Origin of the sequence: Priestia filamentosa (assembly GCF_900177535.1) — a bacterium.
Taxonomy (GTDB): Bacteria; Bacillota; Bacilli; order Bacillales; family Bacillaceae_H; genus Bacillus_I; species Bacillus_I filamentosa.
Genome location: NZ_FXAJ01000001.1, coordinates 589,816 through 602,942, shown reverse-complemented (window position 1 = coordinate 602,942; position 13,127 = coordinate 589,816). Strand labels below are relative to the sequence as shown.

General features: G+C 37.9%; 18 protein-coding genes. 2 read left to right on the top strand and 16 right to left on the bottom strand.

The window, feature by feature from the left end; genetic code table 11:
- Positions 1–32: 32 nt before the first annotated feature.
- Positions 33–1,244: a sporulation integral membrane protein YlbJ gene (ylbJ, locus tag B9N79_RS03260; RefSeq protein WP_040056708.1), complete on the top strand. Its 1,212-nt coding sequence runs from the start codon at positions 33–35 to the stop codon at positions 1,242–1,244.
- Positions 1,245–1,273: 29 nt separating this feature from the next.
- Here ylbJ and coaD read toward each other — a convergent pair whose 3' ends face one another.
- Entirely contained in the window at positions 1,274–1,756 is a 483-nt protein-coding gene (coaD, locus tag B9N79_RS03255) for a pantetheine-phosphate adenylyltransferase (RefSeq protein WP_019391708.1), read from the bottom strand.
- A 32-nt stretch (positions 1,757–1,788) separates the two neighbouring features.
- A complete protein-coding gene (gene rsmD / locus B9N79_RS03250) occupies positions 1,789–2,340 on the bottom strand; it encodes a 16S rRNA (guanine(966)-N(2))-methyltransferase RsmD (protein ID WP_019391707.1) in 552 nt (183 codons plus the stop codon).
- Positions 2,341–2,725: 385 nt separating this feature from the next.
- On the opposite strand from rsmD, the gene B9N79_RS03240 reads away from it, so the two are divergent.
- Positions 2,726–3,112: a DUF7147 family protein gene (locus B9N79_RS03240; protein ID WP_019391705.1), complete on the top strand. Its 387-nt coding sequence runs from the start codon at positions 2,726–2,728 to the stop codon at positions 3,110–3,112.
- A gap of 3 nt (positions 3,113–3,115) precedes the next feature.
- Here B9N79_RS03240 and B9N79_RS03235 read toward each other — a convergent pair whose 3' ends face one another.
- From B9N79_RS03235 to B9N79_RS03170, 14 genes are all read right to left on the bottom strand, one after another.
- The gene (locus tag B9N79_RS03235; protein WP_026009502.1) at positions 3,116–3,388 is read right to left on the bottom strand and encodes a YlbG family protein; all 273 of its coding nucleotides are present in this window, start codon (positions 3,386–3,388) and stop codon (positions 3,116–3,118) included.
- A gap of 91 nt (positions 3,389–3,479) precedes the next feature.
- Positions 3,480–3,923: a YlbF/YmcA family competence regulator gene (locus tag B9N79_RS03230; protein ID WP_019391703.1), complete on the bottom strand. Its 444-nt coding sequence runs from the start codon at positions 3,921–3,923 to the stop codon at positions 3,480–3,482.
- Positions 3,924–4,084: 161 nt separating this feature from the next.
- Positions 4,085–4,441 carry a hypothetical protein gene (locus tag B9N79_RS03225; protein ID WP_019391702.1) on the bottom strand — a complete coding sequence of 119 codons (357 nt, stop codon included), beginning with the start codon at positions 4,439–4,441 and terminating at the stop codon, positions 4,085–4,087.
- Positions 4,442–4,497: 56 nt separating this feature from the next.
- Entirely contained in the window at positions 4,498–4,737 is a 240-nt protein-coding gene (locus B9N79_RS03220; RefSeq protein WP_019391701.1) for a YlbE-like family protein, read from the bottom strand.
- A gap of 18 nt (positions 4,738–4,755) precedes the next feature.
- The gene (gene ylbD / locus B9N79_RS03215) at positions 4,756–5,163 is read right to left on the bottom strand and encodes a YlbD family protein (RefSeq protein WP_019391700.1); all 408 of its coding nucleotides are present in this window, start codon (positions 5,161–5,163) and stop codon (positions 4,756–4,758) included.
- A gap of 70 nt (positions 5,164–5,233) precedes the next feature.
- Entirely contained in the window at positions 5,234–5,827 is a 594-nt protein-coding gene (gene lhaT, locus B9N79_RS03210; protein WP_046217816.1) for a lipoprotein heptaprenylglyceryl N-acetyltransferase LhaT, read from the bottom strand.
- Between the two features lie 80 nt (positions 5,828–5,907).
- Positions 5,908–6,681 (bottom strand): menaquinol-cytochrome c reductase cytochrome b/c subunit, encoded by a 774-nt coding sequence (locus B9N79_RS03205; protein ID WP_019391698.1) that lies wholly within the window; start codon positions 6,679–6,681, stop codon positions 5,908–5,910.
- A 25-nt stretch (positions 6,682–6,706) separates the two neighbouring features.
- Positions 6,707–7,381: a menaquinol-cytochrome c reductase cytochrome b subunit gene (qcrB, locus tag B9N79_RS03200; protein WP_019391697.1), complete on the bottom strand. Its 675-nt coding sequence runs from the start codon at positions 7,379–7,381 to the stop codon at positions 6,707–6,709.
- Positions 7,382–7,384: 3 nt separating this feature from the next.
- Positions 7,385–7,897: a QcrA and Rieske domain-containing protein gene (locus tag B9N79_RS03195; protein WP_019391696.1), complete on the bottom strand. Its 513-nt coding sequence runs from the start codon at positions 7,895–7,897 to the stop codon at positions 7,385–7,387.
- A 128-nt stretch (positions 7,898–8,025) separates the two neighbouring features.
- Positions 8,026–8,466, bottom strand: coding sequence for a DUF2487 family protein (locus B9N79_RS03190; RefSeq protein ID WP_040056711.1), 441 nt, complete (start codon positions 8,464–8,466; stop codon positions 8,026–8,028).
- Between the two features lie 85 nt (positions 8,467–8,551).
- Positions 8,552–9,100, bottom strand: a complete 549-nt coding sequence (locus tag B9N79_RS03185; RefSeq protein WP_019391694.1) for a ReoY family proteolytic degradation factor — start codon at positions 9,098–9,100, stop codon at positions 8,552–8,554.
- Between the two features lie 141 nt (positions 9,101–9,241).
- The gene (locus B9N79_RS03180) at positions 9,242–10,501 is read right to left on the bottom strand and encodes a tetratricopeptide repeat protein (protein WP_040056712.1); all 1,260 of its coding nucleotides are present in this window, start codon (positions 10,499–10,501) and stop codon (positions 9,242–9,244) included.
- 131 nt (positions 10,502–10,632) lie between these two features.
- Complete coding sequence (aroA, locus tag B9N79_RS03175) at positions 10,633–11,919, bottom strand: 3-phosphoshikimate 1-carboxyvinyltransferase (RefSeq protein ID WP_040056713.1); 1,287 nt, start codon at positions 11,917–11,919, stop codon at positions 10,633–10,635.
- 28 nt (positions 11,920–11,947) lie between these two features.
- Complete coding sequence (locus tag B9N79_RS03170) at positions 11,948–13,051, bottom strand: prephenate dehydrogenase (RefSeq protein ID WP_040056714.1); 1,104 nt, start codon at positions 13,049–13,051, stop codon at positions 11,948–11,950.
- Between the last annotated feature and the right edge of the window lie 76 nt (positions 13,052–13,127).

Below are 13,127 nucleotides of genomic sequence, written 5' to 3'. Positions count from 1 at the left end.
ATGTAATCTATGATAGCCAAAGGAGGAAAAGTGTGAAAACATCGTTTATAAAAACTGGTCTTCTCTCTTTATTATCTCTTATGCTAGCAAGTACTCTTATTATGTATCCAAAACAAGCTTTTGATGCCTCTTTACGGGGCCTCAACATATGGTGGGAAGTTGTTTTCCCTTCTCTTCTTCCTTTCTTTATTATTTCTGAGATGCTGATTGGTTTTGGAGTTGTTCGCTTTATTGGTATTTTACTTGAACCTTTGATGCGCCCCGTTTTTCGTGTTCCGGGTATCGGTGGGTTTGTACTTGCAATGGGAATGGCTTCAGGATTTCCAGCAGGAGCCAAGCTATCCGCAAACATGCGTAAAAAAGGTCAGCTAACCCGAATTGAGGCAGAACGTCTTGCTTCCTTTACGAATTCTTCAAATCCTGTATTTATTTTCGGAGCCGTGTCTGTCGGTTTTTTTCATAATCCTCATTTAGGAGTGTTACTTGCTTGCGCTCACTACGGGGGAAATTTGCTCGTTGGCATTGCGATGAGATTCTACGGCCGAAAGGAAGAGAGAGATTACCGTACTAAAGAACCAAAGAGCTCTTTTTCACCCCTTATTGCTTTTAAAGAAATGCATAAAGCCAGAATAGAAGATGGACGAATGATTGGCAAACTGCTTGGTGATGCAATTATGTCCTCTGTGCAAACGCTCTTTATGATCGGCGGATTTATGATCATTTTTTCTGTGTTAAACAGGCTTCTTTATGTAACCAATATTACGTCTCTCATTGGAGAAGGACTTAGCATTATCTTTTCAGCCCTTGAATTGTCAACATCTTTAAGTTTGCCGTTTATTTCAGGAATTTTTGAAATTACGCTCGGAAACCAGCTTATTAGTGAAACTCATTCACCACTATTTCAACAAGTTGTACTCGCGTCATTTGTTCTTGCATTTAGCGGATTGTCTGTTCAAGCCCAAGTAGCAAGTCTTTTAGCAGATACTGATATTCGCTTTTCACCCTTTTTCATGGCCCGTATCCTTCATGCTGGGTTTTCCGTTTTCCTTATTTTCCTTTTATGGAATCCGCTTCGCGAACATGTTACAACACTAAGTGGAAGCGGTGAACCTTCTCAAAGTGTTTTATCGCTCTTTTTCACAGAATGGTGGCAAATATGCATTACATATGGTCCGCTCTTCACTATTGCCATGCTTACTATATATACTTATCTTTATAGTCGTAAAATAAAGTATAAGTTATAAAAAAAAAGCGATAACGCTATCGCTTTTTTTTACTCTTTGAACTTTTGACTAAGTGCTTCTGCAACAGGCGCTGGCACAAGTTCTGAAATGTTTCCTCCGTATTTGGCTACTTCTTTTACAATGCTTGAACTTAAAAAAGAATATTGATTGTTTGTCATCATAAATAATGTTTCAATATTGTCATCAAGTACTCTGTTTACAGAAGTAATTTGCATTTCATATTCAAAATCAGAGACCGCTCGCAAACCTCTTAAAATAGCGCTTGCATCTTTTTGTTTTGCATACTCCATTAAAAGACCTGTATGAATCTCGATTTTAACGTTTGGCAGATGACTTGTAACTGTTTTTAATAATTCTGCTCGTTCATCAGCTGAAAAAAGCGGTTTTTTGGCAGAGTTGTGCAAGATACATACATAAACCGTATCAAACACTTTTGCACCTCTTGTAATAATATCTAAGTGGCCATTTGTTACAGGATCAAAGCTGCCTGGACAAATTGCAATGCTCCCCATAATTTTGCTCCCTTCTCTTCCTAAAACTTGTTTTATCCATGTTTATAAATCGAAATAACTGTTAATCCATATACTTCTTTTTTAACGCAGTGCAGCTTACCAATCACTTCTGGAAGTTCAACATTATTCTCATGCTCCGCCATTATAATTCCTTCTTCTTTTAACAAATGACGTTTTTGAATTTCCTCCATAAGATGCAGGAGTTTCTGCGCTTTATATGGCGGATCAAGTATAATTAAATCAAACTGTAGCTCTCGTTTTTCTATAGCTTTCAGCGCTCGTTCTGCATCATTGCGATACACTTCAGCACGATCTGTAAGCTTACAGAAATTTAGATTTTCTTTGATGGTCCGAATGGCCTTCCCATCTCGGTCTACAAAAATCATGCTTTGGAGCCCTCTACTTAGCGCCTCAATTCCAAGACCACCGCTGCCTCCAAACAAATCAAGCCCTATCCCACCATCAAAATAGGGTCCAATCATATTGAAAATCGCTTCTTTTACTTTATCTGTTGTCGGGCGAGTTGTTGTGCCTGGAACAGCTTTTAAACTTAGTCCTTTTTTATCACCTGATACTACTCTCATTATTTTTCAACCTCGGCTTGTCAAGATATGTATACTTCATTTCACTTATCTTATCAAATTCTTATCCAAACGTAAAACAAGCTCACTTTCTTTTAAAGTTTTTTGTGGCCTTTTGTATAACTTTTTTAGATTTGGATAAACTGACAATTAGCAACATCTTGATGAGATGTTGTTGCCAACCGCGGAGAAGACTTACGTTCCCCATAAGTTCTTCCTCCGGTTTCTCCTCTCCCTTTGCCTTCTTATCTTGATTAACAAACATACGGGAATGTTAATCTTGCTATAGAAGGACCCTGCAATCAAGTGATTGCAGGGTTTTTTTATGTTGTCTTTTTTGGTAGAGTAAGCTTAGCTCTTATTATAAAACATTAAAGGAGAAAAGAAGATGATTCAACGTTTCATTGAACTTGGGGAAGGTTATTCAGATCTTTATGAACTATTAGAAATGGCGAGAAATCAATCACACCGTGTACGCCATCTTATGATTTTAAATACAGAAAAAGAGGGAAGAAAGCTCTCTTCCTTTCTTGTCATTCTTGAGCCTACTTCTGTTGGTTCTTTTCAACCTCTTTATATTTGTCGCGAAGGTATTGCTATTACAGATCAAAAAAGCAAGCGACTTCTACTGTTCGAAGCGCTTGCTGAAGACTTAGGAAAAACCATTATAACGCTTGATGTAAAACCCTCCACTTTCTTTGGTGAAAAGGAACTTTACTTCCAGCATTTAATCGGCATTTTGCGAATGAATCGCTATATTCCACCTTTAAGCTAAATTTTATAATCCAATTTTATAATCATATTCTTTTGCTTTATCAGGTCTTGAATTTTCAAACTCTGTTTTCAGAGATCCTTTATAAGATAGAAGAACTTTCTTCACATATGGAAGGCTCTTTAATTTAGTCATTACGCCTTCTGATTTTTCTTTATCACAGTATAAAACCGCATATTTAAGCGATTTTGAAACGTAGTGAACGTTTCCATATTTTCTTAAAGCTTTTGCTTGCTTTACAGAGTTTAAATAAACGACAAGGCCTTGTCGCTCTGTCATGATCACCATTGCTTCCCCCTTTATTGCTTGTACTATGTATAATGCTAAGGCGTGTTACTAAACTGTAACACGCCTTAAAATCTATATTAGGTCAGCTACATCCACAGCTTCCACCAGCGCCGCAGCCACCGCCACAGCTTGACATCGTATCAAAAAACGGATTACCTGTTGGTACTTTAATTTGAGCTGAAACAGCACTACCAATCTCTACACTTATTTCATCAAGCACATTTTGCAATTCTTTCTCAGCTTGCTTGAACGCCCAAATTGTACCATGTAAGTCAACCTCTCGCTTCAAACGACGAATCTCTTTTGTAACAAGTTTAAAATCTGGATGATATTTTCCGAAACGCTGAACTTCCTCATAGCGTTCTTTCATCTTCACAAACTCGCTAATTAGAGCTTGCGCTTCCTTATCTTCCTCTAATTCTTTTAACTTTGTTCGATAATCGTCGCCGATTTCTGAATGGATAATCATGGCGGATAGCTCGTCAGCCTGTTCTAACAAATGAATAGTTTCCATCGTTGCAAACATTCATCTATACCTCCGCTTTTCTTTTTCAGATTGCGTTATATGGGGCATTTTCAAAAGAAAACATAAAAATAACGCTTTTTATTACCCTTTTCCATTCTACCATGAATGGTCTTGTAATAAAAAGCGCGAAGATGAGAAAATGTGATTTTATGCTTTCTTTCCTATTCAGTTATAGGCTCTTGTTCTTTTTCCTCTTTTACTTGAAAAGAAATCTCTTTTTCTACGCCATAGCTATTTTCCTCATTTTTCATCACTTCAATCTGAACTTTATGCTCTCCACCTTTTAATCCTCTTATCACAAATGCAGCCTGCTCAATAAAGATTGTCTTTTTATCATCAATCGTTATTTTGAGCACACCTTTATTTTCATCATCTCGCACAAATGAAAAGTTGTGAAGACGACAATCAATATATACGGCTCCTTCTTTCACACTATAACTCACATCTAGCGTTGGCTTCTCAGCAGCATGTGCAGCCGTCGGACTCAAAAGAGCGAACACAAGTAATAAAATACGCAAACTCAATTCCTCCTTTTTTAGGAATAGTGTTTGCGTTTTTTCATTCTTTACTCTTTTTAATCTCCGCTTCTTGTTGCTTGAAACATTGCTAGCATCATATTTGCCATCTCAACGGAATTATAAAACTTCTCAACTTTATGAGGAATTGTCTGTTTGTAGTAGTTTAAAGACGCTAGTTCAAAATCGTTCAGGGCATGTGGATTACGCGTTAATTTACGATACCACATAGGCTGCTGCCTAATAAAATCACGTAGTTTATCTTTTGCTTGTATATATTCATACACTTCTTGGCGCATGCTGCCACCTCAACTATTTTAGTCTTTTTTGAACCAAAATGGAGACGCGTTCCCTCCTCCTTGTTGTTTCTGGGCATTGCTTTTCGGAGTATTTGAACTAAATTCCTGCATTAATCCTTGCAAGCTAGAAATAGCCGCGTTTGCGTTTGACATATAATGCTGAACTTGGTTCATATCCATTTTTTTAAGCTGACTCCACAGCCCGCTAATAAAATCACGCTGCGAAGATTCAGTTTTTGTTTCTTCATCACCTGTTTTATAAGCATTCCAAACTTCGTCTTCTTCACCAAGCAAATACCAATCTTCATAAAACTCTTTCCATGTTTTGCGATTTGCGCGAACTTCCTCAATTAGTTTGGGATTTTTCTTCACAAAAGCTTTAAACTCCTGGACCTTTGGATGAAGTTTCTTTTTCGTTTGCGCCACGTTCTTTCACCTCGTATATATAGCCTACTAGCTATTGTAAGTATGGAGGTGTCGTTTCGTTCGCCCATTTTTATACTTTCTTCGTATGAGAAGCATCTTTATGTAAAACGAGAAAATAAGCAAGTAAAATACTAATTATACTAAGCCAAAATGTAAAATAACCAATTTCCTTCATATAATTATTTAACATGCTATATGTTGGCATCATGCCAAAAACGTAATCAATGATCTCATTATGTAAAGTCCAAATCCCTGCAATAACAAGATGAATCATCTTAAAACGATATTCTTTAACGTAAAGAAGACCTTGAAGTGCCATTCCTGAATGTGAAAGCACGAGCATAAGCATCGCTCCATTAAAAAATCCAGTGACGCCATATGTTAATAAATTCATAACAACAGCCCAAACTCCATACTTAAAAAGAGTAATGAGAGCAAGTGCTTCAAATAATTTAAAGTTTCGATTTAGTAAGAATCCAACTAACACAAAAACAAAAAATAAGCTTGCTGTTGGACTATCTGGTACAAAGGGTAAAAAGATAGCTGGCGTATGTGCAAGCTGATTTCCATACCAGTAGTAACCGTAAACTGTTCCTAAAATATTAATAATAAGCAATAAAAATAAAAAACGTCGATCTTTTAAAACAATAGAAAAATACTCCATATCCTAACCTCCTTTCTCTCATTATAAGGTGTCCAAATAAAATAAGGAAGCCGGCTACTAGGAACCGGCTTCCTTATTTCTTATTCTTTGGGCTTCCCACCACTCTCAATATATTCAGAGAGCGTTTTTAACTCTTCATCTGATCCTTTAAAAACTCCAGAAGGCATATTTCCTCTTCCCTCTTTTGCAATCTTTGCAATTTCATCTGCTGAGAGCTTTGTTTCTGCTAATGCAGGTCCTCCTGCTCCTCCCTCAAGGTTTTCCCCATGACATTGCAAACAGGTTTGCTCATTCGCAATTTTATACCCTTCTGCTTCTTGGTCAACTTCTGCAACGTTTTTAATTTCACCTTGGGCTTCACGTTCTTCCCAATTTACTGCTTTTACAGATTCCCATGTTAAGTAGAACGTTCCTGCTACAGCTAAAAGCATGAACCCTGTTGCAAATGGGCGTTTCGTTGGTCTTCTTTCAGGTCCTCTATCAAGAAATGGTGCAAGTAGCAATGCGCCAAACGCAATTCCTGGAATAATAAAAGCGCCAATTGCGTTATATGGACCTGAAGCATACGTGTATTTTAGGAGCTGGTAGAGAAATAGAAAGTACCAGTCTGGTAATGGCGTATATCCTGCATCATTTGGGTCCGCCATTCGTTCAAGTGGTGAAGGATGGGCAACTGTTAAACATAGATATCCAATTAAGAAGACAGCGCCAACAAGCCATTCTTTGAGTAAAAAGTTAGGCCAGAATGCTTCTGTTTTCCCTGGATATTCCGAATAATCTTTTGGAATATTGCGTCTTTCTTTATCTGGTACGCGCGAATCTCCAACAAACTTCATTCCCTTTCCGCGATGCATTTTATCTCCCTCCTCTTTTCAACTTTTAAAGCGGACCTGATATACCTTGTTTTCGAATCATGATAAAGTGTGCACCCATTAATCCTAGCAAAGCGCCGGGCAGGAAGAAGACATGAATAGCAAAGAATCTTGTTAAGGTTTGGGCTCCCACAATCGTTGGGTGCCCTGCAAGCAGCGTTTTAATTTGTCCTCCAATAAGCGGGGTTGATTCTGCGATTTGAAGTCCTACTTTTGTAGCGAATAGCGCTTTCATATCCCATGGTAATAAATAACCTGTAAATCCTAAACCAAGCATAACGAAGAAAATAAGTACCCCTACAATCCAGTTCAATTCTCTTGGTTTCTTGTATGCACCTTGGAAAAAAACGCGTAGAGTATGTAAAAACATCATCACGATGACTAAACTTGCGCCCCAATGATGCATGCCACGAACAATTTGGCCAAATGCAACTTCATTTTGGAGATAATAAACAGATTCCCATGCATTTTTTATATCTGGCACATAGTACATCGTCAAAAACATACCAGACAAAATTTGAATAACAGTAATAAAAAAAGTAAGGCCACCAAAGCAGTATACAAAAGCAGAAAAGTGATGGGCTGGGTTGACATGTTCTGGAACCTCATGATCAGCAATATCGCGCCACATTGGCGTAATATCCAACCGCTCATCTACCCAGTCATATATTTTATTCAACATACGCTACACTTCCCCCCGTGGTTTGACGTTCCCTAAATATAAAGTTCCCTTTTTCACTTCCATGTGGAAAAGATCGAGCGGTGCCATTGGTGGAGTACCTGGCACATTCTTTCCGCTTTTTTCGTAAAGTCCGTTATGACATGGACAATAAAACCGGTTTGGGTGATTTTTCTTATCTCCATTCCAGTTTACTGTACAGCCGAGATGCTTACAAATTGGGGAAAGAGCCACAATCTCTCCTTTGCTGTCCTTATATACCCACGCTGTTCTTGGCTCTTCCGATTCATGCCATGCATCAACTTGATCAATAGTGAACTCAAACCGCTGGGGTGTTGTTGTAATTTCCTTCACTTGTGCAACAGCAACCATTTCTTCGCCAGCCCCTTTTTTCAGAACCGGATCAACTGCAAAACGAACCATTGGCATTAGCATTCCAGCCGCCATGAACCCTCCTACACCTGTCAATGTATAAGTCAAAAACTGACGGCGTGACACACGATGCTCTCTTTCCTCCATCGCTTTCCCTCCCTAATCCTTTAAAGGAACATTTTCTACTAAAAAGGCCTCGTTTCGACAATTCACGTCAAAATATTTTAAATTTTCCAATTAATTTAGGTATAGAAAACTTAATTAAAGGCCATTTTTCACTTCCATATTCCTAAAAGACTTTTTGTTACCTTTTCAACTTGAATCTTGATTGCTTCTTTCTTTCCTTTCTCTGTTTCTTGCATTTCAAAAGGGACAAAAACAACCGATCCTTTCACTTGTTCTTGTTGCCACGCTTTATCACTAGTTAGAAAGAGAATATGCTTTGCTTCTCCATCATAGAAGTCTTCAATCCATTGCTCTAGACGCGCGGTTACTGAGGGCTCTTTACTATGATACGTGAAAGGAGGACATAACATTACTCTCCCTTTAAATCTGTGCTCAATTTCATTTGTAATCGCTATCATGTTTTCCCATAAAAAACCATTCTTCTTGACTTCGTCCACAAAATTGACGGCGTGAAGCGGAATGATAATTGTATCAATGTATTCCTTTTGAGCAAGATAAATTCCGACATCACTACTATTCCATTTCAACATTGCCCCCTCCAATTCCTTCTCTAATTTTCGACTATATTAAGCATAGAAAAAACCTCGTCACTTGACAAGGTTTTCTCCGTATTTCTTATTGACTTTCTTCATATTTTTTTAAGTAGTCTGTTAGACGATAAAATTCCTCTTTGTCTCCTTCATCGAGAGCTTTATCGATGAGCTCCATAATTTTCGCTTTATGGAAAGACTTAATAGAATCGTCTAACATTTTTTCAGCAAGCAACCGATCTTTTTCGTTTACTTCTAAGTTTTTAGGAATGTAAGGATTATCTTCTAAAACAGCAACATACTGCGGTGAGAGATACGATGAGCGAAAGTTTAGCTGAATGTAAATATCTTCATCCCTGTTCAAACGAATATCATGAAATGATTTTTCCGCATCTGTTGTCATCACGTTCTCTTTATAGAATCGAAATGACGGATCGTCAACACAATGTGTTGACATAATTAATCCTCGAGGACAAAACTGAGCTTTCTCTACAAAATGAACTTTCTTCATTAGTTGATCATGGCTCATTAAATAATTTAAAATCCAAACGCACTCACGTCTTTTTAGTTGATAATTTGTTAAAAACCAGCGAATAAATTCTTTCTTTTCATCTATAGATACTGGGATCGCCATCTACTTTCACTTCCCTCCTCTTTTTTACCAATAGAGATTTTCTCCTTTGCGTTCTATATTCCCATTCCTACAGGATAGAAAACGGGGTGATTGTAGTATAATGCTTTGTCTATTATTTCAACACTATAAGGATTTTTCCCTTCACAAATCTTCTAATTGCCATAAGATTTCTTGTATGTCTGTTGCAGATGGGTTAATTGAGAGTATTTTTTCAAACATTGTGCGCGCTTCTCTTCTTTTTCCCTCCTCCATGAGAAACATACCGTAGTCTTCTAAAAATAAAATATCTTCTTTAAAGAAACTATATGCAGCTTCGTAAGCATTTAATGCTTTTTTGTATTCTTCTGCACCTTCGTACGCTTTAGCAAGGTCCCATTCAAAATGAGGATCGTCCTCTCCAAACTCTTTTGCATGTTCATAGTGCTCAATAACATCTTCAAATCGTTCTTGATGTAGAAGAAGTTTGGCAAGAGTTAAGAGGGCTTCTAAATAGCCTGGATCAAGAGCTAAAGCTTCACGGAAAGCTTTCTCTGCCCATTCCTCGTTTTGAAGTTTAAGAGCAATCTTTCCACTATAAAACCAAAGCTCTTTATTGAATTCATCATCTTTTATTCCTTCTTTTGCTGTTTGAAGTGCTTCTGCTAACATTTCTTCTTGCTCATATGCTTTAGCAAGTGGAAGATATACAGAATGATATTGCGGATCAAGTTCTTTTAATTCTGTTAGCCTTGCAATTGCTGTTGTATGCTGACCTGCTTGATAAGCTGTTACCCCATACTCAAACAAAATATTAATTTCAAGCTTATTCTCAAGTGCTTTCTCATAATGTGGAAGTGCTTCTTCAAACTGACCAAGACCGCTAAGTGATTCAGCTAAACGGTGGTGTAAGTTTGTTCCATTGAAGTCCTCTTCTGTCTTCAACAGTTTTTTATAGTACTTTTGTGCATTTTTAAATTCTCCTTGACTAAGAAAGAATTCGCCAAGCGCAAAGTCGATGACAGGTTCATCAGGCAAAAGCTCTTTTGCATTAAGCAATTTAGCTTCTGCTACTTCAGGAAGACCTTGCATCTCATATAAATCAGCCATTAAAAGTAATGCTTGAGCATAAACCGGGTGGCTGTGCGAAATCTTCTCTAATGTTTCAAGTGCTTTCTCTTCCTGTTCTACATCAATATAAAGCTCTGCTTTAATAACAAGAAGCTCTGCTTCGTTTGGGTAAAGCTCCAGCAGCTTGTCTGCCATTGCAAGCGCTTCATCAATAAGACCCCACTGTTGAAAACATTCGAGAATGAGGAGTTTCTCGTCATCTGCAACAACATCTTTTATTTCGCTGATAAGTTTTAAACCTTTTTCAACTTCATTGCTTTCAATATATTTTATAGCTTGTTCAAGCTCTGTCATATATAATCTCCTTTTACATCCTTCTTACTTTTATCTAGTATACTCCATGATAAAGGACAATGAAAAATGTTTCAAATAATCTACTCGGTTTTAAGCAACAGAAAGAGAGAACCAGAAATGGTTCTCTCCTGTTAGCGTGACAGTTTTGCTAAATGTTCAAAGAAAGTTGGGTATGAAACGCTAATTGCTTCTGGACGCTCCAGCTCTACTTTCGAAGAAGTAATAAGAGATGCAACAGCAAGCATCATACCAATGCGATGGTCACCATGACTATCAATATTTCCTCCATGCAATGGAGTGCCTCCTTTAATAATCATTCCGTCTTCTGTTGGTGTAATATCTGCTCCAAGTTTATTTAGTTCAGTTGCAACAGTAGAAATACGGTCTGTTTCTTTTACACGCAGCTCTGCTGCATCTTTAATAATTGTCTCTCCTTCTGCTTGTGTTGCAAGAAGAGCAATAATCGGAATTTCATCAATAAGGCGTGGAATTAAGTCTCCACTAATTTCTGTTCCTTTAATATCAGACGTTTCTACAACGAAATCACCAACAGGTTCTCCGCTTTCAACACGCTCCGCCTCAATTTTGTATTTAACATTCATCATATCTAATACATCAACAATACCTGTGCGGGTTGGATTCAATCCAACATTTTGGAGGCGAATACGACTGTTTGGTACAATCGCTCCTGCAACAAGGAAAAATGCAGCAGAAGAAATGTCACCAGGCACGTTTACTGTTGTTCCTTTTAACGTTTGTCCACCTTCAACAGAAGCACTCGTTTCATCGCTTTCCACTTCTACTCCAAAAGCGCCAAGCATTCTTTCTGTATGATCACGTGATTTATGAGGTTCTTTTACCGTTGTTTTTCCTTCTGCATTAATGCCTGCTAAGAGAATAGCCGATTTAATTTGAGCACTTGCAACAGGCGATTCATATGTAATCCCCTTTAATGCATGTCCACGCACAGCAAGCGGCGTATATTGACCATTTTCACGTCCATCAATTTTTGCTCCCATTAAGCGAAGCGGAACAGTTACACGAGCCATTGGACGTTTAGCAATCGAGTCGTCTCCGATAAGGCAGCTGTGAAAGTCTGTTCCAGCTAGAAGACCAAGAATAAGTCTTGTTGTTGTGCCAGAGTTTCCAACATCAAGAAGCTGACTTGGTTCTTTTAAACCATTAAAACCGCGTCCGTTGATTTCCACAACATCTTCTGTACGGTTAATTTCAACACCCATCGCTCGAAAACATTCAATTGTGCTTAGGCAATCTTCTCCTTCTAAAAAGTTATGAACGGTTGTTTTTCCTTCTGCAATAGAGCCGAACATTACGGCTCTGTGCGAGATTGATTTATCACCAGGAATGGCAATTTCCCCTTTTAAACTTACTTTCTGACTTTCCAACACTTTCGTCATTGTTTATTCACCTGCTCCTTTTTCTATTTTAAGATGGAATAAATGTTCCATATCCATGACTCTCTAAACATATTCTAGCCTTTTCACGATCTTCTTCTTTTTGAAGACTAAGACGAAGAACTCCATAAATATCTTCACGTGTTTCTAAAATGCGTAGATTTGTAATACTGATTCTTTCTTCCGCTAAGTAGCCTGTTACTTCTGAAATAATCCCTGGATAGTCTGGCACGTCCACATACAAATCGTAAAAAGAAGGAATTGCTCCTTTTTCTTTTACAGGAAGGCCATCTCGGAAATTTTTAGCTTCTTCGAAATAATTAAAAATTCCTTCTGCATCAAGCGAACGTACCATTTCTTTAATTTCTTCCATCTCTAATGCCCACTCATCAAAAAGTTCAAGCATTGATTGTTGATTATGAATTAAAATATCTCGCCACATAACAGGACTGCTTGAAGCGATACGCGTAATATCTCGGAAGCCTCCTGCCGCAAGCTTTGAGGTTAACTCATTTTGCTTTTTATATTTTTTAGCTTGATGAACAAGGCTTGCCGCAATAATATGAGGGAAATGACTAATAACTCCTGCTACTCTATCATGCTCAGAAGGCGTCATTTCGATAAGCTGTGACTTTGTTCCTTGAAGAAGCTGCTTAAGCTCGCTAACCTTTTCCTCTGCCGTATGTTCAGAAGGAGTTAAAATATAATAAGCATTTTCAAACAAATGAACCTTTGCAGCAGCTACGCCGCTTTTGTGAGATCCAGCCATTGGATGTCCTCCAATAAAGTGAACGTCTTGATGTGCAAAAATGTTCGCTGTCTCAACGATTTTTGTTTTTGTGCTTCCGACATCTGTAATAATAACGCCTTTTTTCAGTTTTAAAGAAGCTAGTTTCTCACATAAGGCAACAGCATGTGTAACAGGAACCGCAATAATAATAATGTCTGCTTTTTCACATGCACACTCGATAGAAGAAGCTTCCTCATCAATAACACCTAATGATTTGGCAAGATGAAGCTGATCTTTGTTTATATCATATCCAATCATATGTACGTTTTCTTGCGTTTCTCTTATGTTTAAAGAAAGTGAACCACCTATCAATCCTAGTCCAATGACAGCAATATTTCTTGTCACGTTTTCCACCTCATTAATACTAAAACTTTGTCCCTATATTTTAAGCCAAGATGAAGCCCACGTCTATGTGTGCCTC

Excerpts from the sequence above, each read along its gene's own strand:
- coaD (WP_019391708.1), bottom strand. The coding sequence starts at position 1,756 with ATGGGGAGCATTGCAATTTGTCCAGGCAGCTTTGATCCTGTAACAAAT.
- rsmD (WP_019391707.1), bottom strand. The coding sequence starts at position 2,340 with ATGAGAGTAGTATCAGGTGATAAAAAAGGACTAAGTTTAAAAGCTGTT.
- B9N79_RS03240 (WP_019391705.1), top strand. The coding sequence starts at position 2,726 with ATGATTCAACGTTTCATTGAACTTGGGGAAGGTTATTCAGATCTTTAT.
- B9N79_RS03235 (WP_026009502.1), bottom strand. The coding sequence starts at position 3,388 with ATGACAGAGCGACAAGGCCTTGTCGTTTATTTAAACTCTGTAAAGCAA.
- B9N79_RS03230 (WP_019391703.1), bottom strand. The coding sequence starts at position 3,923 with ATGTTTGCAACGATGGAAACTATTCATTTGTTAGAACAGGCTGACGAG.
- B9N79_RS03220 (WP_019391701.1), bottom strand. The coding sequence starts at position 4,737 with ATGCGCCAAGAAGTGTATGAATATATACAAGCAAAAGATAAACTACGT.
- lhaT (WP_046217816.1), bottom strand. The coding sequence starts at position 5,827 with ATGGAGTATTTTTCTATTGTTTTAAAAGATCGACGTTTTTTATTTTTA.
- B9N79_RS03205 (WP_019391698.1), bottom strand. The coding sequence starts at position 6,681 with ATGCATCGCGGAAAGGGAATGAAGTTTGTTGGAGATTCGCGCGTACCA.
- qcrB (WP_019391697.1), bottom strand. The coding sequence starts at position 7,381 with ATGTTGAATAAAATATATGACTGGGTAGATGAGCGGTTGGATATTACG.
- B9N79_RS03195 (WP_019391696.1), bottom strand. The coding sequence starts at position 7,897 with ATGGAGGAAAGAGAGCATCGTGTGTCACGCCGTCAGTTTTTGACTTAT.
- B9N79_RS03190 (WP_040056711.1), bottom strand. The coding sequence starts at position 8,466 with ATGTTGAAATGGAATAGTAGTGATGTCGGAATTTATCTTGCTCAAAAG.
- B9N79_RS03185 (WP_019391694.1), bottom strand. The coding sequence starts at position 9,100 with ATGGCGATCCCAGTATCTATAGATGAAAAGAAAGAATTTATTCGCTGG.
- B9N79_RS03180 (WP_040056712.1), bottom strand. The coding sequence starts at position 10,501 with ATGACAGAGCTTGAACAAGCTATAAAATATATTGAAAGCAATGAAGTT.
- aroA (WP_040056713.1), bottom strand. The coding sequence starts at position 11,919 with ATGACGAAAGTGTTGGAAAGTCAGAAAGTAAGTTTAAAAGGGGAAATT.